The organism is Luteimonas viscosa (genome assembly GCF_008244685.1).
Taxonomy (GTDB): domain Bacteria; phylum Pseudomonadota; class Gammaproteobacteria; order Xanthomonadales; family Xanthomonadaceae; genus Luteimonas; species Luteimonas viscosa.
Window position 1 is genome coordinate 2,602,896 of sequence record NZ_VTFT01000001.1, and the last position, 25,462, is coordinate 2,628,357.

Sequence of the window (25,462 nt, forward strand, 5' to 3'; positions counted from 1 at the left end):
TGCTTCCGTGAAGGGACCCCCCGCGGTCCGAAGGACAAGTTGGAGCCGAAATGGCCCGTTACGAACTGCTCAACAACGTCGCGCACAGCCACCTGCGCGTTTCAGCGCGTTTCAGCGCCGATTACGGCGATGATGTCGGCATGGTCGAGGCATTCCCGTCCGAGTTCGCCGAGATGCAGCGCGAATACCCGATTTTCTTCCGCAAGGATTCCGACGGCTCGTTCCATGCCGTCGCACTTCTCGGCTTCGGGCCCAACGAGAACCTGTACCTGCGTGATGACGCATGGCAGGCCAATTACCTGCCGGCGGTGATCGCGCGAGGTCCGTTCCTGATCGGCTTCCAGGAGCAGATGGTCGACGGCGAACTGCGCAACGAGCCGGTGCTGCACGTCGACCTGGATCATCCGCGCGTGCGCGATGGCCACGGCCACCCGGTGTTCGCGCCGCAAGGTGGTCATAGCGCGTACCTTGAGAAGGTGATCCGGGTGCTGCGCGGGTTGCACGCCGGCGCCGGCGCGGCCAAGACCATGTACGCAGAGCTGGAGCGCCTGGAGCTGATCCAGCCGGTGCAGCTGGACGTGAGGTTCGACGACGACAGCCGGATCAATCTGGAAGGTCTGTATGGCATCGACCGGGAGCGCCTTGCCGCGCTGGACGCGGCGCAGCTGCACCAGCTGCACGGCGCCGGCTGGCTGGAGGGTGCGTACCTGCTGCTGGCCTCGGTGCACAACATGCAGCGGCTGGTCGCCGAAAAGCAGCGCAGGCTGCACGCACAGGCAGCGGGCCGGGCGGTCTGAGCATGTTTGACCGGCTGCCCAAGGTGCGTGTCCTGGAGGGTTTCAGCGCCGGGACCTTGCCGGTCGAGCGGCTCATTGCCGAGAATCTGCCCACCGTGCTTCCGGGCGTGGCTCGCCAGTGGGGCCTGGTGCAGGCCGGGCTGGAGTCGCCGCGTACGGCGATGGAACAGCTGCGTGCCAGCTACAACGGGCGCCCGGTGCAGTACAACTGGGGCGATCCGGCCACCGCCGGCCGGCCGTTCTACAACGATGATTTCACCGCACTGAACTGCCAGGTGCGTCGCGGGACATTGGACCAGGTGCTGGACGAGCTGGCCTCGCATCTGGACGACCCGGCGCCGCCCACCTACTACGTGGCCTCGCTGCTGGTCGACTCCTGCCTGCCGGCGCTGCGCGAGCACAACGACCTGGGCCTTGAGCGCCATGGCATTTCCGCACCGCCCAGCATCTGGATCGGCAACCGGGTGACCGCCTCGTGCCACTACGACGCGCCCAGCAACATTGCCTGCTGCGCGGTGGGCCGTCGCCGCTTCACCGTGTTCCCTCCCGAGCAGGTGCACAACCTGTACCCGGGTCCGCTGCAGCCCACGCCAGGGGGCCAGGCAGTGAGCGTGGTGGATTTCGATGCCCCGGACCTTGAGCGCTACCCGCGCTTCGCCGCGGCGATGGAGGCCGGCCAGACCGTCGTGCTTGAGCCTGGTGACGCGATCTTCATTCCCAGCCTGTGGTGGCACCACGTGAAGGGGCTGGATCCGTTCACCGTGCTGGTCAACTACTGGTGGAGCAGCATGCCGGAGTGGATCCCCACGCCGATGCATGCGCTCAACATGGCGCTGTGGTCCATCCGCGATCGCCCCGAGCACGAGAAGCGGGCCTGGCGGGAAACGTTCGAGTACTACGTGTTCGGTCCGGCCGAGCGTGCCGGCGAGCACCTGCCGCCGCCCGCACGTGGCGAGTTGGGGCCGTTCGATGAGATGGCCTCCCGGCGCATGCGCGCGGCACTGATCGCGAAACTCAACCGCTGACTACTGGAGCAGCGGCTTCCGGCGCTCCACTGGTGCGACGTCGTTACCCGGCCGGCCGCGTTCGCGGCGGCCCTTTGAAAGGAGGGGCATCTTGGAAAAGAACCGGATCCGCAAGGTAGTCATCGCCGGTGGCGGCACCGCGGGCTGGGTGGCGGCGTGCGCACTGACCCACCAGTTCCGCGACCTGCTCGACATCACCCTGGTCGAGTCGGAGCAGGTCGGCACCGTCGGCGTGGGCGAATCCACTATCCCGACCATCCGCACCTTCCACAAGCTGCTGCAGATCGACGAGCGCGAGTTCCTCAGCGCCGTGGCCGGAAGCTACAAGCTGGCAATCTCGTTCGAGAACTGGATTCGCCCGGGCTCGCACTACTTCCACCCGTTCGGCACCACCGGCGTGAATACCTGGTCGGCCGACTTCCACCAGTTCTGGCTGGAAAGTCGCCGCCGCGGCCTGCAGAGCGAACTGGGCGACTACTGCCTGGAAACCGCCGCCGCACGCCAGGATCGCTTCGCCCTGTTCAATACCGGCCAGAACGCCCAGCAGTGGTCGATGCGCTGGACCCAGGCGGCCACGATGGAACGCAAGGATGTGAGTTACGCCTACCACTTCGACGCCGGGCTGTATGCCGCATTCATGCGGATCAGGTGCGAGGGCAGCGGGCTCAAGCGCATCGAAGGCAAGATCGCCCAGGTTCGCCAGGACCCGGACAGCGGCTTCGTGCAGGCATTGGTGCTGGAAGACGGGCAGGTCATCGAGGGCGACCTGTTCATCGACTGCACCGGCGCGCGCGCGGTACTGAGCGAGCAGGCGCTGCACACCGGCTACGAGGACTGGAACCACTGGCTGCCGAGCAATCGTGCGGTGGCGCTGCAGACCGAGGCCGACGGACCGGCGGTGCCCTACACCCGCGCGATCGCGCACGAGGCCGGCTGGCACTGGAAGATTTCGCTGCAGCACCGGATCGGCTGCGGCATCGTGTTCTCCGATGCGCACATGTCCGACGACGAGGCGACCGCCAGACTGCTCGCCGAGAACCCGGCCAAGCCGCTGCGCGACCCGTGGATCATCCCGTTCCGCACCGGCCGCCGCCGCAAGTCCTGGAACAAGAACGTGGTCGCGCTGGGCCTGGCGAGCGGCTTCATCGAGCCGCTGGAGTCCACCAGCATCCACCTGACCCTGAGCGCGGTCACCCGTCTGGTGCAGTTCTTCCCCTTCGAGGGCATCAGCCAGGCCGCGGTGGACCGCTACAACCAGGTCAGCCGCCAGGAGCTGGAGCACGTCCGCGATTTCGTCGTGCTGCATTACCACCTCAATCAGCGCGACGAGCCGCTGTGGCGCCAGTGCCGCGAGATGGAACTGCCGCCGGGCCTGGCCGAGCGTATCCAGGTGTTCCGCGAGACCGGCTACGCGTGGCAGGGGGAAGACGAGCTGTTCCGCCTCGACTCCTGGACCCACTGCATGCTCGGCCAGGGCGTGGTGCCCCAGAACCACCACCCGCTGACTCGCGCGCTGTCGGACGCCGATCTCAAGCGCCTGCTCGACGGCGTGCGCAAGCCGATCGATGCCGCGGTGGCGGCCATGCCCAGCCACCAGCAGTTCCTCGACAGCTACTGCAAGGCGCCGGCCTCGGCCTGGGAACAGATGTACGCACGCGCCCGGCAGCATGAGCGGGTGACCGGCAAGGTCGCGGGCGTTGGCGGAGACCTGACCAGGTGACGCGCAGATGCTGATCCAGGCTCATCCCGGACGGCGCCTTGAGGTGCGGCGGCTCGGCGCGGAAGGGACACCGCTGCTGGTCGTGGACCAGGCGGTAGCCGACCCCGACCGCCTGGTGGGCAAGGCCGCGCGCGGACACTTCACCCGGCAGGGGGCGCTGTTCCCGGGGCTGCGCCTGCGTGCGCCGCTGTCGTACGAAGCGTTCCTGGAGCAACTGCTGCGTCCGCTGCTGGACGAACACTTCGGGCTGCCGTCGCAGGGCCGGCTCGCTTTCCCCACGTGCCACTACTCGCTGGTGACCCTGCCGCCGGATCGGCTGGACTTCCTGCAGCGCATTCCGCACATCGACTCGGTGCAGGCCAACGGCCTGGCCGTGATGCATTACCTGTTCCACGGGGACTGGGGCGGTACTGCCTTCTACCGGCATCGGGCCACGGGCTTCGAGTACGTGGATGCCTCGCGCCATTCGACCTACTTCCAGACCCTGCAGGAGGAAAGCCTACGCGAGGATGCGACCGGGCCGGGCTATATCAACGGGGATTCCGCCCTGTTCGAACAGATCGGCAGCGTCGACGGCGTCTACAACCGGCTCGTGGTCTACCGACGCAACGTGCTGCACTCGGGCAACATCGACAGCACGCGCGTGCCGCCGGCGGATGTCCATGCCGGGCGCCTGTCGATCAACAGTTTCATCGACGTGGTGGGGCCGACGCGATGAACCGTCGGTGATCTTGCCCGGCCGGCCTGTGTCGCGTGGCGGTGCGGGCCCGAGTCCGATGCTGTTGCTGCAGTTGCAGCTGGCTCTCGCATCGGCCAAGCTCTCCGGCACTGCGTTGCGCCGCGTCGGTCATTCGCCGGTGATCGGCGAGCTGGCCGCAGGCCTGGTGCCTGGGCCGCGGGTTCTGGAAGCGGGGGTGCGCAGGTGCATGCGGCCGTGTTCCCGGTGGCGTCGCTGCCGATGCTTTCGGGCCTCGGTGCCTTGGGCGTGAGCCTGTTCATGTTCATCGTCCGGGCCGAGTTGCGCGCGCCCGGGGGCAGCGCCAGGCAGGCGCGCGTCGCGATCTGATCGCGGGTTCTGATGAATGTGCGCGGCCTGAAGGAGCCGATCGTGGTCAAGGCGGGCTACGACGCCGGGCTGCGGTCGGGCGCTGTTCACGATGCTGTTCGCCGTCACCCCGGTGACGACGGTGATGGCCTCGCCGCTGCTCCGCCTGCTCTAGCGCGGGCCGCGCGCGGACACGGCCGATGCGGCGGCCGAGCGGGCGTCCATGAGACATGGCGGCGTGCCGGCGCTCCCGGGGGCTGCGACGGTGGTCGCCTAGAATGGGTGGATGGATGTCTCCCACCTGATCGACGGGCTGAACCCGGCCCAGCGCGAGGCCGTGTCCGCTCCGCCGGGCCATTACCTTGTGCTCGCGGGCGCCGGCAGCGGCAAGACCCGCGTGCTCACCCACCGCATCGCCTGGCTGAACGAGGTGGTCGGGGTGCCGGTGCACGGCATCTTCGCCGTCACCTTCACCAACAAGGCTGCCGGCGAGATGCGCCATCGCGCCGATGCGCTGTTGCGGCACGGCTCGCGCGGGCTGTGGATCGGCACCTTCCACGGCCTCGCGCACCGCCTGCTGCGCCTGCACTGGCAGGATGCGAAGCTGCCGGAAGGCTTCCAGATCCTCGACAGCGACGACCAGCTGCGCCTGGTCAAGCGCGTGGTGCAGCAGCTGGAGTTCGACGAGGCGCGCTTCCCGCCGCGGCAGATCGCGTGGTGGATCAACGCGCAGAAGGACGAGGGCCGCCGGCCGCAGCACATCCAGTCGGCCGGCGACGAGTGGTCGCAGGTGATGCTCAGGAGCTACGCGCTCTACCAGGAGCGGTGCGACCGCGCCGGGCTGGTGGATTTCGCCGAGATCCTGCTGCGCGCGCACGAACTGCTGCGCGACACCCCCGCGCTGCTGGCCCACTACCGCCAGCGCTTCGGCCAGCTGCTGGTCGACGAATTCCAGGACACCAACGGCGTGCAGTACGGCTTCGTGCGCCTGCTCGCAGGCGACACCGGCCAGGTGTTCGTGGTCGGCGACGACGACCAGTCGATCTACGGCTGGCGTGGGGCCAAGGTCGAGAACATGCAGCGCTTCCTGCGCGACTACCCGGGCGCGCACACGATCCGGCTCGAGCAGAACTACCGCTCCAGCGCCAATATCCTGGGCGCGGCCAATGCGGTGATCGCGCACAACCCGGAGCGCCTGGGCAAGCAGCTGTGGACCGACAGCGGGGAAGGCGAGCCGATCGACCTGTATGCGGCCTACAACGAGATCGACGAGGCGCGTTTCGTGGTCGAGCGCGTCGCGCAGTGGGTGCACGGCGGCGGCAGCCACGGCGACTGCGCGGTGCTCTACCGCAGCAACGCCCAGTCGCGCGCGTTCGAGGAGACGTTGCTCGCCGAACAGGTGCCATACCGCGTCTACGGCGGCGTGCGCTTCTTCGAGCGCGCCGAGGTCAAGGACACCCTGGCCTACCTGCGGCTGGTGGCCAACCGCGCCGACGATGCCGCGTTCGAGCGCGCGGTCAACACGCCCACGCGCGGCATCGGCGATCGCACCCTCGACGAGGTGCGGCGCGAGGCGCGCGCGGCGGCGGTCTCGTTGTGGGAGGCCTCGCTGCGCGTGCAGCAGGGCAATGCGTTGGCCGCGCGTGCGCGCAACGCGCTGGCGACGTTCCATGCGCTGGTCGACGCGATCGCGGGCGAAGTGGTCGAGCTGCCGCTGAAGGACAAGATCGACCACGTGCTGCTGCGTTCGGGCCTGCGCGTGCACTACACCAACGAGTCCAAGGGCGCGGCGGATTCGCGCGTGGACAACCTCGACGAACTGGTCTCGGTCGCCTCGCGCTTCGTCAAGGGCGACGAGGAGGATGCGGCGCAGCTGTCGGAACTGGTCGCGTTCCTCGCCTACGCCGCGCTCGAGGCCGGCGAGGGACAGGCGCAGGCCGGCGAGGACGGTGTGCAGCTGATGAGCCTGCACAGCGCCAAGGGCCTGGAGTTTCCGCTGGTGTTCCTGGCCGGCATGGAGGAAGGCCTGTTCCCGAACGCGCGCTCGATCGAGGAGAGCGGGCGGCTGGAAGAGGAGCGGCGCCTGGCCTACGTCGGCATCACGCGCGCGCGGCAGAAGCTGGTGCTCAGCTACGCCGAATCGCGGCGCCTGCACGGGCAGGACATGTACGGCGTGCCGTCGCGCTTCCTGCGCGAGATCCCCGCGTCGCTGCTGCACGAGGTGCGTCCACGCGTGCAGGTCTCGCGCCCGGCGTTCGCACCGCGTCCGCGCCGCGACTGGGGCCATGCCTCGCTGGAGGAATCGCCCGGCTTGAAGCTCGGCCAGAACGTCGCCCACGCCAAGTTCGGTACCGGCGTGGTCACCGACATCGAGGGCAGTGGCGCACATGCCCGGGTGCAGGTGAACTTCGACGACGCCGGCTCGAAATGGCTGGTGCTGGCGTATGCCAACCTGACGCCGGCGTAGGCGCACGATGTCCTCCCGGCGCGGGCCGCGTTCGGCGCGTCAATCGCGGATGGGGAAGTCGGGCTCCCCGAGCGTGCCGTCCGCTCGCAGCACCGCGTGGCGCTTGCCGTCGCGATCGATGACCACCGGGACCGGGTCCTGGAACATGGGTCGACGCACGAACCTGAGCGTCCAGCGGAACTGCTCCAGCGTCTCGAGCGCAGCCAGCTGTGCCGGCGTCAGCCCGGCGCGCAGTGCCGACCGGTCGCTGGGCTGCTGTCCGCGTCGCTCGCGTCCGTACATGCCGCGGCCCCGGTTGATGGCATCGCATCGAGTGTGGCGTGCCGCGCCTGCAGGTTGCGTGAAAGGCGCGGCATGAGGCAGCCGGTGCATGCGCCTCCCGCGATTCGCGGTGGTCCGGTTGCATGCATGGGACACACAGGTTGCCGCATGGCACCACGGGCAGGCGACGCATCGTGCATCATGCGCCGCATGCGATCGACGCACGCGATGAGGAGCAAGCCATGCAGGTGGGCATGATCGGGTTGGGCCGCATGGGCGCGAACATGGCGCAGCGGCTGCAGCAGGGTGGACACGAGGCGATCGGTTTCGATCCGGTGCCGGAAGCGCGCGCGCGGCTGGCGGCGGAAGGTCTCGGCTCCGTCGACACGCTGGAGGCACTCGCGGGTGCGCTCGAGGCACCGCGCGTGCTGTGGATGATGGTGCCTGCGGGCGCACCGGTGGACGCCACGATCGCAGCCCTGCAGCCGCTGCTGTCGCCCGGCGACATCCTGGTCGACGGCGGCAACTCGTTCTACAAGGACAGCCAGCGACGCGCGGACGCGCTGCAGCAGCAGGGCATCGTGTACCTCGACGTCGGCACCAGTGGCGGCGTCTGGGGCCTGGCCGAGGGATACAGCCTGATGGTCGGTGGCGATGCCGCGGCTTCGGCCCGCCTGTCGCCGCTGTTCGAGGCGCTCGCGCCGGCGCCGGACCGCGGCTGGGGTCACGTCGGTCCCAGCGGCGCGGGCCATTTCGCGAAGATGATCCACAACGGCATCGAGTACGGAATGATGCAGGCCTACGCCGAGGGCTTCGCGATCCTGCAGCGCCGCGCCGACCTGGTGCCCGACATCGCCGGCCTGGCCGAACTCTGGCGCCACGGCAGCGTGGTGCGTTCGTGGCTGCTCGATCTCACCGCGCAGGCGCTGGCAGGCAACCCGGGGCTCGACGGCATCGCGCCCTACGTCCCGGATTCCGGCGAGGGACGCTGGACGGTGGCCGAGGCGATCGAACTCGACGTCGCAGCGCCGGTGATCACCCAGTCGCTGATCGAACGCCTGCGCTCGCGCGATGGCGAGGCGTTCGCCGACAAGCTGCTGTCGGCGATGCGCGACGCCTTCGGCGGCCACGGCGTGAAGTCCACCCGGCCCGCAGCGGGGCCGTGAGCCCGGATTGAGCAGGATCAAGGCGACGCGATCGCGGCTGTGGCCTCATGGGGTCCGCCCCAACCGCTGCGAGGTGTCCATGTACACGCATCTGCTGATCGCGACCGATGGCTCCGAACTCGCCGCGAAGGGCGTCGAGGCAGGACTCACGCTGGCCGCGGCGCTGGGCGCCCGGGCGACCCTGGTGACGGTGTCGGAGCGCTGGCAGGATCCGCTGCCGGGCGATCCGTCGGGGCTGGCGCTGTCGTTCGAACTGCGCGAGGAGCAGCGCAAGGCGCAGGCGGCCGGGGCCGAGCGGATCATCGCCGAGGTGCGGGCGCAGGCGGAGCGGGCAGGGGTGGCGCTGGAAGGGGTGTACGTGCCCGAACGCATGCCGGACGAGGCCATCCTGGAAACGGCGCAGCAGCGCGGCGCGGACCTGATCGTGATGGCCTCGCACGGCCACCGGGGGCTGCGCAAGCTGCTCCTTGGCAGCCAGACCCAGGCGGTGGTCAGCCGCAGCGCGGTGCCGGTGCTGGTGGTGCGCTGATCCGCCGGATCAGCCGGGCGCGATCGCGCGCCCGCTGGCGGCGCTGGCCAGGCCGGCTTCGAGCACGCGCATTACATCCAGCGCCTGGGCGGCGGTGACGGGCGCTTCCCCGCGCCCGAGGATCGCATCGCGCATCGCCGCGTAGCAGGCGCGGTAGTCGCCGCAAGGTCCTTCGAACGTGCGTGGCACCGGCACGCCATCGGCGATCGTGGTCAGGATGCCGGGTTGGGGATCGCATCCCCAGCCATCGGATCCCGGGACGACGCCATCGCGCAGCGCCGCCTCCTGCGGGTCGAGTCCGTGCTTGACGAAGCTGCCGCGCGTGCCGTGCGCGGCGAAGCGCGGTCCGTTCGCCGCCACCAGCGAGCCTGCGTGCAGGACCACCCGCAGGCGCCCGTAGCGCAGCACCAAATGGAAGAAGTCGTCGACCACCGCATCCGCGCGCTGCGCGCCGATGTCGGCCTGGATCGTGTCCGGCATGCCGAACAGCTGCAGCGCCTGGTCGACCAGGTGCGGCCCCAGGTCGAACCACAGGCCCGCGCCCGGGCCCGCGCGCTCGCGCCAGCGGTCTGGCACCTGCGGCCGGAAACGGTCGAAATGCGAGTGCAGTTCGGCCAGGTCTCCCAGCGCGCCCTGGTCGATCAGCGCCCGCAACACCAGGAAGTCCGCGTCCCAGCGCCGGTTCTGGAACACGCTGGCGATACGGCCGGCGCCGCGCGCGGCATCCATCACGCGCCCGGCTTCCTCCAGTGTCGTGGTGAACGGCTTGTCCACCATGACGTGGCGGCCGGCCTGCAGCGCGGCGATGGCCAGCGGTGCGTGCACCGCGTTGGGTGCGGCGATCACGACCAGATCGATGGCGTCGTCGGCGAAGGCCGCTGCCGGATCGCCGACGACCTGCGCCCCGGGCAGGTCGGCGTGCACCTTGCCGGCGTCGCCGGACACGATGGTGTGCAGCCGCAGCCCGGCCGTGTGGGCGATCAGCGGGGCATGGAAGACGCGGCCGACATAGCCGTAGCCGACCAGCGCGACGTTCAGCGTGTCCGCCATCGCGGGCGGCTTACCAGCCGAACAGCTTGAAATAGGTCTGCGGCGGGTCGTCGCCCTCGCGGGTCGAGATCACGCGGCCGTCGCGAACGTGCAGGTGGTAGCCCGGTCCGCGGGGCGGCTGCACATGCACCACCTGCAACTGGCCGGCGACGCGGTATTCGGTGATGACGTCGCCGTTGGATTCGGTGCGGACGTTTTCGACCGCGTCGGCGGGAATCTCTACGCCGGAGGTGGCCGGCGTGGTGGCGCAGGCGCCGACGGCAAGCAGCAGCGGCAACAGCAGGGCGGAGTGCAGGCGGCGCATGGGGGGCTCCCGGCAATCGTGGAATCGCATTATGCGCCCGCGCGGGTGGGGCCGAGGTGATGCGGTGGAAGCCAGGGGGATGGGGTGATTCGGCGTGGATCACGCGTGGACGCGCGCTGGTCGGTGCGGCTCCGTCGGGCCCGGTCCGGAAAGGCCGGGGATGCATGGGCATCGCGGCTGGGCGGGACGTGGGCATGGACAGCGCGCGGCAGGAAACCGCTGTTTCGCGTGCGGGCGCGTTTCGTCATGCCGGCGGGTGTTGGGGTGGGTCTGGGGCAAGGAGCTGAAGGCGTCGCGATTCGACTTGCGTCACGCGTGGCGACGCGTTCGTCCGCGGGCCTCGTCCGGTTTCGTTTGGCGCGGCGTAGAATCGGGCCATGCCAAGACTCGTGCTGATCGACGGTTCCTCGTACCTGTTCCGCGCGTTCCACGCGCTGCCGCCGCTGACCAACGCCGACGGCGAGCCGACCGGCGCGCTGTTCGGCGTGGTCAACATGCTGCGCGCGACGCTGAAGGAAGCGCCGGACTACGCCACCTTCGTCGTCGACGCCAGCGGACCTACCTTCCGCAACGAGCTCTACCCGGCCTACAAGGCCAACCGACCGCCGATGCCGGACGAATTGCGCGCGCAGGTCGAGCCGATGTGCCGGATCGTCGAGGCGCTGGGCTTCACCATCCTGCGCGTGCCGGGCGTGGAGGCCGACGACGTGATCGGGACCCTCGCGCTGCAGGGCGCCGCGGACGGCATCGACATCACCATCTCCACCGGCGACAAGGACTTCGCGCAGCTGGTGCGGGTGCCGGCTTCCGGCAGCGGGCGCGTGGAGCTGGTCAACACCATGACCGGCAGCCGCATGGACAGCGACGAGGCGGTGATGGCGAAGTTCGGCGTGCGCGCCGCGCAGATCGTCGACATGCTGGCGCTGATGGGCGACAGCGTCGACAACATCCCCGGCGTGCCCAAGTGCGGGCCCAAGACCGCGGCCAAGTGGCTGGCCGAATACGGCACGCTCGACGGCGTGATCGCCAATGCCGGCGCGATCAAGGGCAAGATCGGCGAGAACCTGCGCGAGGCCCTGCCGCAACTGCCGCTGAGCCGGCAACTGGCGACGATCCGGACCGACGTCGCGCTCGAGGTCGCGCCCACCGGGCTGCACCTGCGTCCGCGCGACGTCGATTCGCTGCGCGAGCTCTATGCCCGCTACGGATTCAACCAGGCCCTGAAGGAGCTCGACGGCAACGGCGTCGCCGGCGTCGTGGAAAAGGAGCCGGGCACGGCGCGCGGCAGTGGCCGCTATACCGCGCCGGTGGTGCAGGACGAGGCGCCTCCGGACCCCGCGCTCTCCGCGCCGGGCGAGTACGAGGCGATCCTCACGCGGTCGCAGCTGGACGAGTGGCTGGCGAAACTGCGCGCGGCGGGCGAGTTCGCGCTCGACACCGAGACCGACTCGCTCGACCCGATGCGCGCCAACCTCGTCGGCCTCAGCATCGCGGTGGAGACGGGACGCGCGGCCTACCTGCCACTCGCGCACGATTATCCCGGTGCGCCGGCGCAGCTCGACCGCGCCGCCGTGCTCGCCGCGTTGCGGCCCCTGCTCGAGGATCCGGCCGTGCGCAAGCTCGGCCAGCACGGCAAGTACGACCTGCACGTGCTGCGCCGCCACGGGATCGACGTGCTTGGTTACGCCGACGACACCATGCTCGAGAGCTTCGTGCTCAACTCCGGGCAGCGCCACGACATGGATTCGCTGGCGCAACGGCTGCTCGGCTACGAGACGATCCGGTACGAAGCGGTGGCCGGCAAGGGCAGCAAGCAGATCCCGTTCTCGCACGTCGCCATCGACGACGCCACGCGTTATGCGGCCGAGGATGCCGACATCACCCTGCGCCTGCACCGCGTGCTGGCGCCGAAGCTCGCCGCCGAGCCCGCGCTCGAGCGCGTCTACCGCGGGATCGAGATGCCGCTGGTGCCGGTGCTGGAACGGATCGAGGCCAATGGCGTCATGGTCGATGCCGAGGAACTGCGCCGCCAGACCGCCGACCTGTCGCGACGCATGCTCGCCGCGCAGCAGAAGGCGACCGAACTGGCCGGGCGCACGTTCAACCTGGATTCGCCGAAGCAGCTGTGCGCGCTGCTGTTCGAGGAACTGAAGCTGCCGGCGCTGGTGAAGACGCCCAAGGGCCAGCCCAGCACCAACGAGGAAGCGCTGGAAGCGATCGCCGACCAGCACGAGTTGCCGCGCGTCATCCTCCACTACCGCGGCCTGGCCAAGCTGCGCAGCACCTATACCGAGAAGCTGCCGGAGATGGTCAACCCGCACACCGGCCGCGTGCACACCAGCTACCACCAGGCGGGTGCGGCGACGGGGCGACTGGCGTCGAGCGATCCCAACCTGCAGAACATCCCGATCCGCACCGAGGACGGCCGCCGCATCCGCAAGGCCTTCGTCGCGCCGGAAGGAAGGCGTCTGGTCGCCTGCGACTACTCGCAGATCGAGCTGCGGATCATGGCCCACCTCTCCGAGGACGACGGCCTGCTGCGCGCCTTCGCCGCCGGCGCCGACATCCACCGCGCCACCGCGGCGGAAGTGTTCGGCCGCACGCTGGAAGAGGTGACCTCCAACGAACGTCGCGCCGCCAAGGCGATCAACTTCGGCCTGATGTACGGCATGAGCGCGTTCGGGCTGGCGCGCAACCTCGGCATCGGCCGCGGCGAGGCCCAGGACTACATCGCCACCTACTTCTCCCGCTACCCGGGCGTGCGCGACTACATGGAGCGCACCCGGCAGCAGGCGCGCGAGCAGGGCTTCGTCGAAACGGTGTTCGGGCGGCGGTTGTACCTGGACTTCATCCACAAGGGCAACCAGGCCCAGCGCGCAGGCGCCGAGCGCGCCGCGATCAATGCGCCGATGCAGGGCACCGCGGCCGACATCATCAAGCGCGCGATGGTGGACATCGACGGCTGGCTCGCCGGGCAGGGGGGCGCGGCGCTGATGATCCTGCAGGTGCACGACGAGCTGGTGTTCGAGGTCGACGCCGGCTTCGTCGACACCCTGCTGCGCGAGGTGCCGGCGCGAATGGCGGCAGCCGCAGAACTGCGTGTTCCGCTGGTGGTGGATTCCGGCACGGGCATGAACTGGGACGAGGCGCATTGAACACGGGAACGACGGTCGGCGAGCGCCATCCGCAGGCGCCGTGGGAGCGCTCACGGCGCGCCGCGGGTGCGTGGATGGTGCCGGCATGACCTTTGGCAGGGCATGTAACTGCATGTAACTCCGTGAAAAACAGGAGTGCGAATCGCACAGGTAAACGCGGGCTGAATTCTTCCGGCCCGCAAGCGACTTCTTCACGAACTCTCAATGTTCGGGGTGGTCATATAGCTCGCGACAGATGCAAGGTCTGTCGCTGATCTCCTCCCATCCCCTGGAGCAGAGATCCGGAACGCAAGACTTCTCCCCGAGTCCCGTTCCCGAGCCCCGCCGGCCCCCCCTGCCTGCGGGGCTTTTTATTGCCCGCCGCGCGGGCCGGCTCGAGCGCCCGATGCAGCCGGGACACCCGCTGTGGGGTCCGGCGCCCGGCGCCGGCAGGGCCTAGAATCCGCGCATCCGTGCGCAAGATCATCCACATCGACATGGACGCGTTCTACGCGTCGGTGGAGCAGCGCGACGATCCGTCGCTGCGCGGCCGGCCCGTGGTCGTCGCCTGGCGCGGCGCGCGTTCGGTGGTCTGCGCGGCCTCCTACGAGGCACGCAGGTACGGCGTGCGTTCGGCGATGCCGGCCATGCGTGCCGAGCGGCTGTGCCCCGACGCGGTGTTCGTGCCGCCGGACTTCGTGCGCTACAAGGCGGTGTCGCGCCAGGTGCGCGCGATCTTCCTCGAGCACACCGCCCTGGTCGAGCCGCTGTCGCTGGACGAGGCCTATCTCGACGTCACCGAACCCAGGATCGCCGCAGCCAGCGCCACCGCGACCGCGCAGGCGATCCGCGCCCGGATCCGCGAGGAAACGCGGCTGACGGCGTCGGCGGGCGTGGCGCCGAACAAGTTCATCGCCAAGATCGCCTCCGACTGGAACAAGCCCGACGGCCTGTGCGTGATCAGGCCGGCGCAGGTGGAGGCGTTCCTGACGCCGCTGCCGGTCGGGCGCATTCCCGGCGTGGGCAAGGTGATGCAGGGCAAGCTCGAACGGCTCGGCGTCCGCACCGTCGGCGACCTGCGGGCGCTGCCGCGGGAGGAACTGCAGTCGCGCTTCGGCAGCTTCGGCGTGGCGCTGCACCGGCGTGCGCGCGGCATCGACGATCGCCCGGTGGAACCGGACCAGCCGGTGCAGTCGATCTCGGCCGAGGACACCTTCGAGCGCGACCTGCCACTGGGCGAACTCGAGCCGCACATCCGCCGGATCGCGGAGAAGGCCTGGAATGCGACCCGCAGGACCGAACGCGTGGGGCGCACGGTGGTGCTCAAGCTCAAGACCGCGCAGTTCCGCATCCTCACCCGCAGCCTGACGCCGGATGCGCCGCCGCCGTCTCAGGACGCTTTCACCGCCATCGCATTGGCGTTGCTCGAACGCGTCGACCTGCCGGACGAGACGCGCTACCGCCTGGTGGGCGTGGGCCTGTCCAATTTCCGCGACGCGGAGGACGTCGCGCCGCAGCCGGGTCTGTTCCCCGCGGAGGCGGCGGCGTCCTGAGCGTGCGCGGGGCCCCACGATCGTGCGTCGCAGCGACGGCCGTTAGACTGCAGGCCCCTGGAACGAGGCAAGGCGATGTCCGCAGTACCGCGCGCCATGCTGTTCGACCTGGACGGCACCCTGGTCGACAGCGCCCACGGCATCGCCTGGGCGGTGAACCGGACCCTGGCCGAACTCGGGCACCCGGCCGCGGACGAGACGCTGGTGCGCACCTGGATCGGCGAGGGCGCGCGCTTCCTGCTGCACCGCGCGCTGCGCCATGCCGGCGCCGACCTGCCCGACGGCGAGGCCTTCGATCGCGTCTTCGCCCTGCTGATGCGGCACTACGCGGCGTCGCTGCCGCGCCAGGCGCGCGCGTATCCCGGCGCGGACGCGGCGCTGCGCGGGCTGCGCGAGCGCGGGGTGGCAGTGGCGCTGTGCACCAACAAGCCCCAGCGCTTCATCGATCCGCTGCTCGAGGCGCTCGACTGGCGCGCGTTGTTCGACGGGATCGTCGGCGGCGACACGCTGCCCGAGTGCAAGCCTTCGGCGCTGCCGTTGTTGCACCTGGCGCGCGCGCTCGACGCGCCGGTCGAGGCCTGCCTGATGGTCGGCGACTCGCACACCGATGCCGCGGCGGCGCACGCCGCCGGCATGCCGCTGGTGCTGGTGGACTACGGCTATCACCGCGAGTTCGATCTGCATGGCGCGGGCGCGGTGGCGGTCACCGGCGACCTGCGCATGCTGCTGCAGATGCCGGCTCCTGGCGCAGGCGCGCTCGCGGTGCCAACCGGCGCCGTCTAGCCGCTGCAGGACGGCAAGGCCGCAAGCCGCTTCCGGGACGATGTCGGTGCGATCGTGGGGGTCGCGACCGCCGCATCCCCGCCCCGGGTGCGCTTCGCTTACCCGGGCTACGCGCTGCCGGCTCATGGCGCAGGCGTGCACGCGTGCCAACCGGGCCGTCTAGCCGCCGCAGGACGGCTAGGCCGCGAACCGCCTCCGGGACGATGTCGGTGCGATCGTGGGGCGCGCGACCGCCGCATCTCCGCCCCGGGTGCGCTTCGCTTACCCGGGCTACGCGCTGCCGGCTCATGGCGCAGGCGTGCACGCGGTGCCAACCGGGCCGTCTAGCTGCCGCAGGACGGCTGGGCCGCGAACCGCCTCCGGGACGATGTCGGTGCGATCGTGGGGGGCGCGACCGCCGCATCCCCGCCCCGGGTGCGCTTCGCTTACCCGGGCTACGCGCTGCGGATGCCGGCTGCGGATACGGCCTCGCCGGTGGTGTCCTCGGCGACGCGTAGCCGCCGCGGCAGGCGGGCTCCGGGCTATTCGTCGCCACGCGCCCGTCGAACCCGGGCGCGCTGTCAGCACTCGTGCCTGTTTGCTGCCAACACGCCGCGCCCGCGCAGCGCTAGGCTCGGGTCGGACCAACGAGGAGGCAGGCATGAGCGGGATCCGACAGGGGGCGGCGGCCGCGTTGTGGCAGGCGGTGATCCGCGAGGCGCTGGCCACGCGCGGCGCGGAACTCGACGAATCGCAGGAAAGCTATCTGGTGTTCGTGCTGCTGCGCCACCAGCGCGACGCGCACCTGCTCGCGCGCATCCAGGCGCTGGAATGGCTCGATGCGCAGGCACAGGCCGGCAGCGTCCGTACCGACGCGCTGCGCGACGTCGGCGATCGCTGCCTGCTGGTGGCCGGGCTGTTCCCGGCGCTGGCGCGCCGGCGCCGGGTCGGCGTGGAGTACTTCGTGGACCTTGGCCGCGGCGCCTACCAGGGCGTGGCCGATGCCGGGCGCGACGCCTATGCCGAACTGTTCGCGCGCCTGGCCGGCACCTACGACGAGCTGGTGGCGACGCTGCAGGCGGTGCGCGGTCTGGTCCCCTTGCCGGTGCCGATCGCACACGCGCGCGCCCTGCACTGACGCGGTCGGGCATGCGGGTCTGCGCCCGGCGCTGTCGCGCGTGCATCCCGCCTGCGTCGTAGGCAGCGCTGCCCCCGGGCAACGTGGCCCGCGTCGCAGCGGGCGTGCCGTACCTGGCCGAGCGCTGCCCGATGGGCTTCAGTGCACCGGCGGGACGGCGACGCCGGTTGCCCACGCGCGCGTCGGCCGCCCAACCCGTCGGTCGCCAGCCAGCCGCCTGCGCGCATGCGGCCGCGCAGCACCGGGCTGGCGGCCGGCCCGATGATGCTCCTGCGCCCGCGTCAGCGCGCCGGACGCCAGCGCAGCGCCACGTGGTATTCGCGCCCCGGCTGGTAGTACCAGGCCACCGTCTCGTACTGGCGGTCGAACACGTTGCTGGCGCGCGCGAGCAGGGTCCAGTCGCGGTGCAGCGCGTATTCCAGGCGCAGGTCGGTGGTGGCGTGGCCGCCCAGGCGCACGGTGTTGGCGGGGTCGTCGTAGCGGCTGCCCGCGCCCTGCACGGTGATGCCGGCGCGCAGCGGGCCGAAGTCGCGGTCGAGGTCGAGCCGGCCCGTCGTGCGCGCGCGTCGCGCCAGCAGGTTGCCGTCGTTGGCGCCGCCGCTGCGGTCGCGCGGATCGGTGTGGCTGAGTTGCAGCGAGACGTCGATCCCGGCCAGGGTGGTGCCGAAGGCGAACTCGGCGCCGCGGATGCGCGCCTGGTCGACGTTGCTGCCCACGCCGCGGTAGTCCGGCGGCGGGTAGACGAACACGATCAGGTCGTCGATCCGGCTCTCGTAGACGTCGAACGACCAGTGGTGGCCCTGCGCGATGCGCGACAGGCCGAGGTTGAGGCTGGTCGATTCCTCCGGCCGCAGGTCGGGGCTTTCGGAGCCGGGGTAGTACAGGTCGTTGAAGGTCGGGGCCTTGAAGCCGGTGCCGAGCGAGCCGGTCAGGCGCAGGCCGTTGTCGAATGCCGTGCCCCAGCCCAGCGCGCCGGTGACGTGGCTGCCGAACTGCTCGTTGTCGTCGTGGCGCACGCTGGCCTGGAAGCGCTGGGCGCCCGCCTGCCCGCCATAGGCGAGGAACACGCCGGTGTTGTCGCGCTCGTCGACGGCGTAGGCGGTGGCGCTGTCCACGCGGTCGTTGCCGTGGTCGATGCCGAGGCTGAGCAGGTGGTCGGCGGCCAGCTGCACGTCGGCCTGCACCGAGGCGCTGTCGCGACGGGTCTGGAAGTCGCTGCGCGGCAGCGCGTCGAGGAAGTCGTCGGAGCGGTCGACGTTGCGTGCCAGCGCGAGGCTCAGCGCGAGCCGCCCGTCCCCGGGCGCGTGCCGCAGCCGCGCGCCGGTGACCTGCTGGCGGATGCGCGAGCGGTTGGTCCACGAGCCGTCGAACTCGTTCTCGGCATCGGCCTGCAGGAACTGGCCGTCCAGCACCAGCGCCTCGCCGAAACGGTAGCCGCCGCGCAGGGTGATCGAGGTGTTGCGGTAGCCGTCGTCGTCCGGCTCGTCGGTGAAGCAGCCCTGGAACAGCGCGCCGGAGCCGCGGCAGGCGTTGAAGCCCTCGGTGCTGTCGTAAGCGCCGTGCGCGCCGATCCAGCCGCGCTCGCCGCGGTGGTCGAAGCCGGCGCTGGCCTCGCGCGCGTCATGGCTGCCGCCGCCGACGCTCGCGTAGGGCGAGAACCCCTGCGCCTGGCTGCCGCGGGTGAATACCTGGATCACGCCGCCGATCGCCTCGGAGCCATACAGGCTCGAACGCGGCCCGCGGATGATCTCGATCCGTTCGATCTGCGCCAGCGGCAGGTCCTGGATCGCCGCCATGCCGGCGGTGGCGGAGTTCATCTTGACCCCGTCCACCAGCACCAGCACGTGGTCGGATTCGGTGCCGCGCAGGAACAGACTGCTGAGCTTGCCGCGGCCGCCGGTGTTGCCGACGTCGATGCCGGCGCGCCCGCGCAGCAGTTCGATCAGGTCGCGCGCCTGGCTGCGCTCGATCTCGGTACGTTCGATGACCTGGGCCGGGACCAGGCTGTCGGCCAGGCGCAGCTCGCTGCGGGTGGCGGTAACCAGCACGGTATCGAGGTCGGTGGCGGCGGCATCGGCGCGCGCCGCCCCGGACAGGGTGGAGGCGGACAGGAGCAGGGCGGCGGCGATGGCCGCGGGCAGGGAACGGTGCATGCAGGGCTCTCCATGGCGCGCACACCCGCGTACGCGCCGGTTTCGGTCGGGTCGCGACAGGGAGAGCAGAGGCCGCGGAACCGGAGACGCGCGCCGGCATCGCCGCCGCGACGCCCTCCGCGTCGCAACCAGTGGACTCCGTGGCCGGTCTCCGGACTCGCGCGCTGGGCAGTGGATGCCCTGGCCGTCGCGCCTTCCCATGCCCTGGGCACAGTGGCGGATGCGGCGGCCTGACGCGCTTACCGTTGCGGGGGCAGTGCCGGAATGGCCGTGTCGCTGCTCGCGACATCGGCGTCACCGGCTTCCCGTTTCAGCCCTTGGACGAACGTCCGCGGGCCACCTCGAAGCAGCACGCATTGTACGCGATGGGGGAGTGCCCACGTCCCGGGGGCGCCTTTCGGGGGCGACCCCATGGAACCTTCCCGGCGACCGCCTCGATCGCCCTGGGGGCACGCTCAGTCGTGGTCGCCGCCGCCGGGTTCGTCGAGGAAGCCGAACGAGGGCGCGGGCGCCTCGTCCTGGTGGTGGGTGGTGGTGACCGGCGCTGCGGCAGGGCGCCCGCGCGGCGGCGGCAGGCCGGCCGTCGCCGCCTCGACTGCGGACACCAGCTCGGCGCGCCGGGCCTCGGGCACTTCCTGCCAGTGGCAGTCCTGGAGCGCGCCCTCGAGCGCGTAGAGCATGTTGAGGCTGGGCTTGAAGCCGGCGCGCCGGACCCGCATGAACGCATCCACCGGGCCCGCGGCCACCAGGTCCTCCTGCGTGCGCAGCCCCACCTGGCGCAGCCAGGCGGCGGACTTGGGACCGATGTTGCGCAGTTTCAGCGGAGCATTCATGGCAGCGACTCGACGTAGATCCGGGCGATGGTTTCCAGCCCCTCCTGATCCATAACGTCGAAACGGGCCGGATCCGGGCTGTCGAGATCGAACACCCCCACCAGCTCGCCGTCGCGGACCAGCGGCACCACCAGTTCCGAGCGCGAGGCCGCGTCGCAGGCGATGTGGCCGGGGAAGGCGTGGACGTCGTCCACGCGCTGGGTCTGCCGGCTGCGCGCGGCGGCGCCGCACACGCCACGGTCGAGCGGGATGCGCACGCAGGCGGGCAGGCCCTGGAACGGGCCGACCACGAGTTCGACGCCGTCGTGGAAGTAGAAACCCGCCCAGTTCAGCCGCGGCAGCGCGTGGTAGACCAGGGCGGCGAGGTTGGCGGCATTGGCGACCCTGTCGCGTTCGCCATGCAGCAGCGCGCGGGCCTGCTCCGCGAGCTGGGCATACTGTTCGGACTTGTCGCCGCTTAGACTGGAGGCGCTGAACATGCGGCCAGTGTAGCAGCGCGTCCACGCGCGCTCCGGAGGACGGGTGACGGATCTGGAACGGCTCGATCGCGATGGCGCCGGCTTCCGCCTGCGCGGTGAACAGGTGACGCGGCTGGAGACCTTCGTCGACGCCGCGTTCGCGTTCTCGCTGACCCTGCTGGTGATATTCACCAGCGACCTGCCGCAGACCGCCGCCGAGCTGCGCGAGGCGTTGAAGAAGGTGCCGACCTTCGTCGCCTGCTTCGCCGTGCTGATGATGTTCTGGGCCGCGCACAACCGCTGGAGCCGGCGCGTCGGGCTGGAGGACGCGAAGTCGACCGTGCTCAGCCTCGCGCTGGTGCTGGTGGTGATGGTCTACGTGTACCCGCTGCGGATGGTGAGCTCGAGCTTCCTCTCGCTCGTCACCGCCGGCTGGCTGCCGAACGAACTGGGCATCGACGCGGACCACGTCATGCGCGACCTGCAGACCACGTTCATCGTCTACGGCCTGGGCTTCGGCCTGCTGGCCTGGTTGCTGTGGCGGCTCAACGCGCATGCCCTGCGCAGGGCCGATGCGCTCGCGCTGGACGCCAACGAGCGCCACCTGCTGCGCACCGAGGTCGGCTCGCACGCGATCCTGGCACTGGTCTCGCTGGCCAGCCTGGCGAGCGCGCTGATGCTGTACGTGCTGGATCCGGCACTGAGCGGCGTGGTCCGGGTGCTCGCCGGGCTGCCGATGTGGTGCTACGCGACGCTCGGGATCTGGATGCCGTGGTACCACACGCATCGCGAGCGGCAACGGCTGTCGCGGCATGCCGCGGCGCCCGGCGGTGGCGGCGCATGAGCTGGTCCTGTTTCGTCACCGGTACCGACACCGGCATCGGCAAGACCTTCGCCTCGGTGGCGCTGCTGCATGGGCTGCGCGCGCGTGGCCTGCGCGCCTTGGGGATGAAGCCGGTCGCCAGCGGCTGCGTGCGGACCGACGCAGGCTGGCGCAACGAGGATGCACTGGCCCTGCTCGCGGCCAGCGAGCCGGCGCCGGCCTATGCCGACGTCAACCCGTTCGCGCTGCCCGCCGCGACCGCGCCGCAACTGGCTGCGCGCGAGGCCGGGATCGCGGTGGATCTGGCGGCACTGCTGGCCGCGCATGCGCGACTCTCGGCAACCGCACAGGCGACCGTGGTGGAAGGCGTCGGCGGCTGGGCGGCGCCGCTGGCCGATGGCCTGGACCAGTGCGCGCTGGTGCGCGCGCTCGATGCCGACGTCGTGCTCGTGGTCGGGCTGCGGCTGGGTTGCCTCAGCCACGCGCGGCTGACCGCGCGTGCGGTCGAGGCCGACGGTTGCCGGCTGGCCGGATGGATCGGCAATCGCGTCGATCCGTCGTTCGACCGTGCGGACGACTACCTCGACCTGCTCCGCGACGCCCTGCCGGCACCTTGCCTGGGCGTCCTGGCGCATGCACCGACGGGCGATGGCGCGATCGCGGCGGAGGAACTCGACGTGGCGCCGTTGTGGCGGACCGGCGACCAAAGCCGCTGAAGGAGGCGTCCTTCCTGCCCCACGCAGCGGCAAAGGCTTGTAAGCGGAGGTCCTGCGTCCTTCCCCACGCAGTGGGAGGGTTTCGAAGCGGTGTCCTGCTTCTTTCACCGCGCAGAAGCAAAGGTATCGAGCTGACGTCCTGTTTCCTTCGCCCAGGCAGTGGGGGGAAGATGCCGAAGGCGGATGGGGGCGCGCCGAAGGCGCGGCAGGACTTTGGCCCCTGTCTACCCTCACCCCTGCCCCTCTCCCGCAAGCGGGAGAGGGATGAAACATGCCCCGCGCCGGCTCCGTTCCGGCCTCAGCCGTGCTGCGGCGCCGGCGGCGGCAGCCGATCCGCGCCGTCCGCTTCGCTCGCCGTCTCGTAGTCGCGGTCGTGCGCATGGTCGCGGGCGAGGTAGAGGTAGAAGGCCGGCAGCACGAACAGCGTGAACACGGTGCCGATGGTCATGCCCGAGGCGATCACCGTGCCCATCGAGAAGCGCGAGGCCGCGCCGGGGCCGCTGGCCATCAGCAGCGGAATCATCGCGAACACCAGCGCCGCGGTGGTCATCAGCACCGGCCGCAACCGGATCGCGGTCGCTTCCTCGATCGCCTCGCGCTTGGAAAGGCCCTGCTCGATCTGCAGCTTGTTGGCGAACTCCACGATCAGGATGCCGTGCTTGGAGATCACGCCCACCAACGTCACCAGGCCCACCTGGGTGTAGATGTTGATGCTCATCCCCGGGAAGGCCTCGATCCCCGAGAAGCCGAGGATGCCGCTGATGATCGCCAGCACGTTGAGGGTGAGCAGCGCGCCGCAGATCGCCATGGGCACCGTGAGCAGCATGATCAGGGCATCGCGGAAGCTCTCGAACTGCGCCGACAGCACCAGGAAGATCACGATCAGCGCCAGCCCGAGCGTGACCAGCATCGCCGATCCCTCCTGCTTGAACTGGCGCGACTCGCCGGCGTAGTCGACGCTGTAGCCCTGCGGCAGCACGTCGCGCGCGGCCTCGTCGAGGATCGCCAGCGCCTCGCCCTTGCTCACGCCCGGGCGCGGCGCGAACGTGATCGCCACCGAGTTGAGCTGCTGGAAGCGCTTGAGCGACTGTGGCTGGGTGCTCTCGCGCAGCGTCACCAGGGTCGACAGCGGGATCAGCTCGCCATCGCGGGTGCGGGTGTAGTAGTTCTGCAGTTGCGCGGCGTTGAGCCGGTCGCTGCGCTGCACCTGCGGGATCACCAGGTACGACCGGTTCTGCATCGCGAAGCGGTTGGTGTAGCCGCCCGAGAGCATCGCCGACATGTCGGCCGCCAGGGTACGCATGTCGATGCCGAGCGAGGCCGCCTTGTCGCGGTCGATCTCCACCTCGATCCGCGGCTTGTCGATCTTCAGGTCCTTGTCGAGGAAGATGAAGCGCTTGCTCTCCATCGCCCTGGCCAGGATCTGGTCGGCCAGCTCGCTGAGCTGGCTCAGTTCGCCGACGCCGCCGATGACGAACTCGCCGCCGCCGTCGCCGCCGGCGCTGGGCAGCGAGGGCGGAACCAGGGCGAAGGTGTTCAGGCCCGTGACCTCGCTGATCTTCGGCTGCAGGTCCTGTTCCAGCACCTGTTTGGTCGAGCGCTCGCGCTCGCTCCAGGGCTTGAGCACGAAGCCGGCCATCGCCATCGGGCTGGCGCCGCCGCCGGCGCCGCCGAAGCCGCCGTTGAACAGGAAGTAGTCCTGCACCTCGGGCACGCCCTTGGCGATCTGTGTGACCTCCTCGGTGTAGCGCTCGACGTAATCGAGGGTGGCAGTGGGGTCGGCCTGCGCGATGGAGAAGATGAAGCCTTCGTCCTCGAGCGGCGCGGGTTCCTTGGGCGCGGTCATGTACAGGAACACGCACGACACCAGCACGATTGCGCCGAAGAGCGCGATCACCGCCTTGGTCTCCAGCGCGCCGTGCAGCCTGCGCTGGTAGCCCAGGCGCAGCTTGTCGAAGCGCGTGTCCAGCCAGGCCTCCAGCCGGCCCTTGCTGCCCTCGCTGTGGGGCTTGAGGATCTTCGCGCTCATCATCGGCGAGAGCGTCAGCGCGATCACGCCCGAGAGCAGCACGCTGCCGGCCAGGGTGAACGCGAACTCGGTGAACAGCACGCCGGTCAGCCCGCCCTGGAAGCCGATCGGCAGGTACACCGCGACCAGGGTCGTGGTCATCGCCACCACCGGCCAGGCCAGCTCGCGCGCACCCTTGATCGCCGCATCGTAGGGCGACATGCCTTCCTCGATGTGGCGGTGGATGTTCTCCAGCACGATGATCGCGTCGTCGACCACGATGCCGATCGCCAGCACCATCGCCAGCAGGGTCAGCAGGTTGATGGTGAAGCCCATCAGCAGCATCAGGAACAGCGAGCCCACCAGCGACAGCGGGACCGTCACCGCGGGGATCAGCACGCTGCGCAGGCTGCCCAGGAACAGGAAGATCACCACGATCACGATGACCACCGCCTCGATGATCGTGGTCACCACCTCGTTGATCGCATCCTGGATCGCCTCGGTGCTGTCGTAGGGAATCGTGGCGATGATGCCTTCAGGCAACTGCGGCACGATCTCGCTGTCCCACAGCTCGCGGACCTCGCTGATCACGTCGAGAGAATTGGCGTCGGGCGAGACGAAGATGCCCATGAACGTCGCCGCCTCGCCGTTGATGCGGACCGAGGTGCCGTAGTTCTCCGAGCCCAGCATCACGTCGGCGACATCGCCCAGGCGCACGATCGCGCCGTCCTGCTCGCGGATGACCAGCTTGCGGAATTCCTCGGCGTTGCGCAGGTCTGTGCGCGCGGTCATGTCGATCGCGACCATCTGGCCCTTGGTCGAGCCCACCGCGGAAAGCACGTTGTTGGACTGCAGTGCGGTGGCGACGTCGCTCGCGGTCACCTGAAGCGCGGTCATGCGGTCGGGCTTGAGCCACACGCGCATCGCGAACGTGCCGGCGCCGAGGATGTCGGCGCGCTGCACGCCGCCCACGGTGACCAGCTTGGGCTGGACCACGCGTGTGAGGTAGTCGGTGATCTGGTTGTTGTCGAGCGTCTCGCTGGCGAACGACACGTACATCGCCGCGATCTGCTGGCCCTGCTGCAGGTCGATCACCGGGTCCTCCGACTCCGGCGGCAGCTGGCCGCGCATCTTGTTGACCTTGGCGGCGATCTGGGTGAGCGCCTCGTTCGGATCCTGGTCGAGGCGGATGTAGGCCTGGATCGTGCTGACGCCGGCCGAGCTGGTCGAACTCAGGTAGTCGATGCCCTCGGCGCTCGCGATCTCGCGCTCCAGCGGCGTGGTGATGAAGCCCTGGATCAGGTCGGCGTCGGCGCCGTAGTACACGGTGCTGACATTGATCACCGCGTTGCGCAGCTCCGGGTACTGGCGCACGTTCAGTTCCGAGAACGCGCGCAGCCCGAAGATCAGGATGAACAGGCTGACGACCATCGCCAGCACCGGCTTGTTGATGAAGATGTCGGTGAATTTCATCGCTTCGAACTCCCCCTCTCCCGCTTGCGGGGGAGGGTCGGGGTGGG

General features: G+C 70.2%; 21 protein-coding genes and 1 riboswitch. Of the genes, 14 read left to right on the forward strand and 7 right to left on the reverse strand.

The genetic code is table 11. From position 1 onward, the window contains the following. The first annotated feature begins 50 nt into the window (after positions 1-50). From FZO89_RS11505 to uvrD, 6 genes are all read left to right on the forward strand, one after another. Positions 51-797: a SapC family protein gene (locus tag FZO89_RS11505; RefSeq protein WP_149103386.1), complete on the forward strand. Its 747-nt coding sequence runs from the start codon at positions 51-53 to the stop codon at positions 795-797. A gap of 2 nt (positions 798-799) precedes the next feature. Beyond that, positions 800-1,822, forward strand: a complete 1,023-nt coding sequence (locus FZO89_RS11510; RefSeq protein ID WP_149103387.1) for a cupin-like domain-containing protein — start codon at positions 800-802, stop codon at positions 1,820-1,822. A 91-nt stretch (positions 1,823-1,913) separates the two neighbouring features. Then, a complete protein-coding gene (locus tag FZO89_RS11515; protein WP_149103388.1) occupies positions 1,914-3,542 on the forward strand; it encodes a tryptophan halogenase family protein in 1,629 nt (542 codons plus the stop codon). Positions 3,543-3,549: 7 nt separating this feature from the next. Next, positions 3,550-4,260 (forward strand): DUF6445 family protein, encoded by a 711-nt coding sequence (locus tag FZO89_RS11520; RefSeq protein WP_149103389.1) that lies wholly within the window; start codon positions 3,550-3,552, stop codon positions 4,258-4,260. Positions 4,261-4,476: 216 nt separating this feature from the next. Further along, on the forward strand, positions 4,477-4,608 hold the full coding sequence (locus FZO89_RS18860) for a hypothetical protein (protein ID WP_262378626.1): 132 nt from the start codon (positions 4,477-4,479) through the stop codon (positions 4,606-4,608). A 265-nt stretch (positions 4,609-4,873) separates the two neighbouring features. Further along, complete coding sequence (gene uvrD, locus FZO89_RS11525) at positions 4,874-7,054, forward strand: DNA helicase II (RefSeq protein ID WP_149103390.1); 2,181 nt, start codon at positions 4,874-4,876, stop codon at positions 7,052-7,054. 39 nt (positions 7,055-7,093) lie between these two features. Here the strand turns inward: uvrD and FZO89_RS11530 are convergent, their stop codons facing one another. Next, on the reverse strand, positions 7,094-7,336 hold the full coding sequence (locus tag FZO89_RS11530; protein ID WP_149103391.1) for a hypothetical protein: 243 nt from the start codon (positions 7,334-7,336) through the stop codon (positions 7,094-7,096). A gap of 221 nt (positions 7,337-7,557) precedes the next feature. On the opposite strand from FZO89_RS11530, the gene gnd reads away from it, so the two are divergent. Then, on the forward strand, positions 7,558-8,481 hold the full coding sequence (gnd, locus tag FZO89_RS11535; RefSeq protein WP_149103392.1) for a phosphogluconate dehydrogenase (NAD(+)-dependent, decarboxylating): 924 nt from the start codon (positions 7,558-7,560) through the stop codon (positions 8,479-8,481). Positions 8,482-8,560: 79 nt separating this feature from the next. Continuing rightward, positions 8,561-9,010: a universal stress protein gene (locus tag FZO89_RS11540; RefSeq protein ID WP_149103393.1), complete on the forward strand. Its 450-nt coding sequence runs from the start codon at positions 8,561-8,563 to the stop codon at positions 9,008-9,010. 9 nt (positions 9,011-9,019) lie between these two features. On the opposite strand, the gene FZO89_RS11545 is transcribed toward FZO89_RS11540, so the two are convergent. Continuing rightward, complete coding sequence (locus tag FZO89_RS11545; protein ID WP_149103394.1) at positions 9,020-10,060, reverse strand: oxidoreductase; 1,041 nt, start codon at positions 10,058-10,060, stop codon at positions 9,020-9,022. 10 nt (positions 10,061-10,070) lie between these two features. Further along, positions 10,071-10,364 carry a DUF2782 domain-containing protein gene (locus FZO89_RS11550; protein ID WP_187471134.1) on the reverse strand — a complete coding sequence of 98 codons (294 nt, stop codon included), beginning with the start codon at positions 10,362-10,364 and terminating at the stop codon, positions 10,071-10,073. A gap of 377 nt (positions 10,365-10,741) precedes the next feature. Between FZO89_RS11550 and polA the strand changes: the two genes are divergently transcribed. The 4 genes from polA to FZO89_RS11570 all read left to right on the forward strand — a co-directional run bounded on the left by polA (position 10,742) and on the right by FZO89_RS11570 (position 16,951). After that, on the forward strand, positions 10,742-13,519 hold the full coding sequence (gene polA, locus FZO89_RS11555) for a DNA polymerase I (protein ID WP_149103396.1): 2,778 nt from the start codon (positions 10,742-10,744) through the stop codon (positions 13,517-13,519). 452 nt (positions 13,520-13,971) lie between these two features. Beyond that, positions 13,972-15,051: a DNA polymerase IV gene (dinB, locus tag FZO89_RS11560; protein ID WP_149103397.1), complete on the forward strand. Its 1,080-nt coding sequence runs from the start codon at positions 13,972-13,974 to the stop codon at positions 15,049-15,051. A 75-nt stretch (positions 15,052-15,126) separates the two neighbouring features. Next, positions 15,127-15,834: a phosphoglycolate phosphatase gene (gene gph / locus FZO89_RS11565; RefSeq protein WP_262378627.1), complete on the forward strand. Its 708-nt coding sequence runs from the start codon at positions 15,127-15,129 to the stop codon at positions 15,832-15,834. Between the two features lie 640 nt (positions 15,835-16,474). Beyond that, the gene (locus FZO89_RS11570) at positions 16,475-16,951 is read left to right on the forward strand and encodes a hypothetical protein (RefSeq protein ID WP_149103398.1); all 477 of its coding nucleotides are present in this window, start codon (positions 16,475-16,477) and stop codon (positions 16,949-16,951) included. A gap of 281 nt (positions 16,952-17,232) precedes the next feature. Here FZO89_RS11570 and FZO89_RS11575 read toward each other — a convergent pair whose 3' ends face one another. The 3 genes from FZO89_RS11575 to FZO89_RS11585 form a co-directional block, all read right to left on the reverse strand. Next, positions 17,233-19,104 (reverse strand): TonB-dependent receptor domain-containing protein, encoded by a 1,872-nt coding sequence (locus FZO89_RS11575; RefSeq protein WP_149103399.1) that lies wholly within the window; start codon positions 19,102-19,104, stop codon positions 17,233-17,235. Between the two features lie 125 nt (positions 19,105-19,229). Continuing rightward, positions 19,230-19,463, reverse strand: a riboswitch (cobalamin riboswitch). Between the two features lie 96 nt (positions 19,464-19,559). Further along, complete coding sequence (locus FZO89_RS11580; RefSeq protein WP_149103400.1) at positions 19,560-19,937, reverse strand: TfoX/Sxy family protein; 378 nt, start codon at positions 19,935-19,937, stop codon at positions 19,560-19,562. Beyond that, positions 19,934-20,416, reverse strand: coding sequence for a GAF domain-containing protein (locus FZO89_RS11585; RefSeq protein WP_149103401.1), 483 nt, complete (start codon positions 20,414-20,416; stop codon positions 19,934-19,936). The genes FZO89_RS11580 and FZO89_RS11585 overlap by 4 nt, the downstream gene beginning before the upstream one ends. Before the next feature lie 43 nt (positions 20,417-20,459). Between FZO89_RS11585 and FZO89_RS11590 the strand changes: the two genes are divergently transcribed. Both FZO89_RS11590 and bioD read left to right on the forward strand, forming a co-directional pair. Beyond that, positions 20,460-21,239, forward strand: a complete 780-nt coding sequence (locus tag FZO89_RS11590) for a TMEM175 family protein (protein WP_149103402.1) — start codon at positions 20,460-20,462, stop codon at positions 21,237-21,239. Beyond that, positions 21,236-21,934 (forward strand): dethiobiotin synthase, encoded by a 699-nt coding sequence (gene bioD / locus FZO89_RS11595; RefSeq protein WP_149103403.1) that lies wholly within the window; start codon positions 21,236-21,238, stop codon positions 21,932-21,934. The genes FZO89_RS11590 and bioD overlap by 4 nt, the downstream gene beginning before the upstream one ends. A gap of 298 nt (positions 21,935-22,232) precedes the next feature. Here bioD and FZO89_RS11600 read toward each other — a convergent pair whose 3' ends face one another. Then, on the reverse strand, positions 22,233-25,415 hold the full coding sequence (locus FZO89_RS11600) for an efflux RND transporter permease subunit (RefSeq protein ID WP_149103404.1): 3,183 nt from the start codon (positions 25,413-25,415) through the stop codon (positions 22,233-22,235). Positions 25,416-25,462 lie beyond the last annotated feature (47 nt).

Bases quoted from the DNA above. Each gene is read 5' to 3' on its own strand.
- FZO89_RS11540 (WP_149103393.1), top strand. From the start codon at position 8,561: ATGTACACGCATCTGCTGATCGCGACCGATGGCTCCGAACTCGCCGCG.
- FZO89_RS11580 (WP_149103400.1), bottom strand. From the start codon at position 19,937: ATGAATGCTCCGCTGAAACTGCGCAACATCGGTCCCAAGTCCGCCGCC.
- FZO89_RS11575 (WP_149103399.1), bottom strand. From the start codon at position 19,104: ATGCACCGTTCCCTGCCCGCGGCCATCGCCGCCGCCCTGCTCCTGTCC.
- FZO89_RS11520 (WP_149103389.1), top strand. From the start codon at position 3,550: ATGCTGATCCAGGCTCATCCCGGACGGCGCCTTGAGGTGCGGCGGCTC.
- FZO89_RS11505 (WP_149103386.1), top strand. From the start codon at position 51: ATGGCCCGTTACGAACTGCTCAACAACGTCGCGCACAGCCACCTGCGC.
- FZO89_RS11585 (WP_149103401.1), bottom strand. From the start codon at position 20,416: ATGTTCAGCGCCTCCAGTCTAAGCGGCGACAAGTCCGAACAGTATGCC.
- FZO89_RS11545 (WP_149103394.1), bottom strand. From the start codon at position 10,060: ATGGCGGACACGCTGAACGTCGCGCTGGTCGGCTACGGCTATGTCGGC.
- uvrD (WP_149103390.1), top strand. From the start codon at position 4,874: ATGGATGTCTCCCACCTGATCGACGGGCTGAACCCGGCCCAGCGCGAG.
- FZO89_RS11550 (WP_187471134.1), bottom strand. From the start codon at position 10,364: ATGCGCCGCCTGCACTCCGCCCTGCTGTTGCCGCTGCTGCTTGCCGTC.
- gph (WP_262378627.1), top strand. From the start codon at position 15,127: ATGTCCGCAGTACCGCGCGCCATGCTGTTCGACCTGGACGGCACCCTG.
- FZO89_RS11570 (WP_149103398.1), top strand. From the start codon at position 16,475: ATGAGCGGGATCCGACAGGGGGCGGCGGCCGCGTTGTGGCAGGCGGTG.
- FZO89_RS11530 (WP_149103391.1), bottom strand. From the start codon at position 7,336: ATGTACGGACGCGAGCGACGCGGACAGCAGCCCAGCGACCGGTCGGCA.
- FZO89_RS11600 (WP_149103404.1), bottom strand. From the start codon at position 25,415: ATGAAATTCACCGACATCTTCATCAACAAGCCGGTGCTGGCGATGGTC.
- bioD (WP_149103403.1), top strand. From the start codon at position 21,236: ATGAGCTGGTCCTGTTTCGTCACCGGTACCGACACCGGCATCGGCAAG.
- gnd (WP_149103392.1), top strand. From the start codon at position 7,558: ATGCAGGTGGGCATGATCGGGTTGGGCCGCATGGGCGCGAACATGGCG.
- FZO89_RS11510 (WP_149103387.1), top strand. From the start codon at position 800: ATGTTTGACCGGCTGCCCAAGGTGCGTGTCCTGGAGGGTTTCAGCGCC.
- polA (WP_149103396.1), top strand. From the start codon at position 10,742: ATGCCAAGACTCGTGCTGATCGACGGTTCCTCGTACCTGTTCCGCGCG.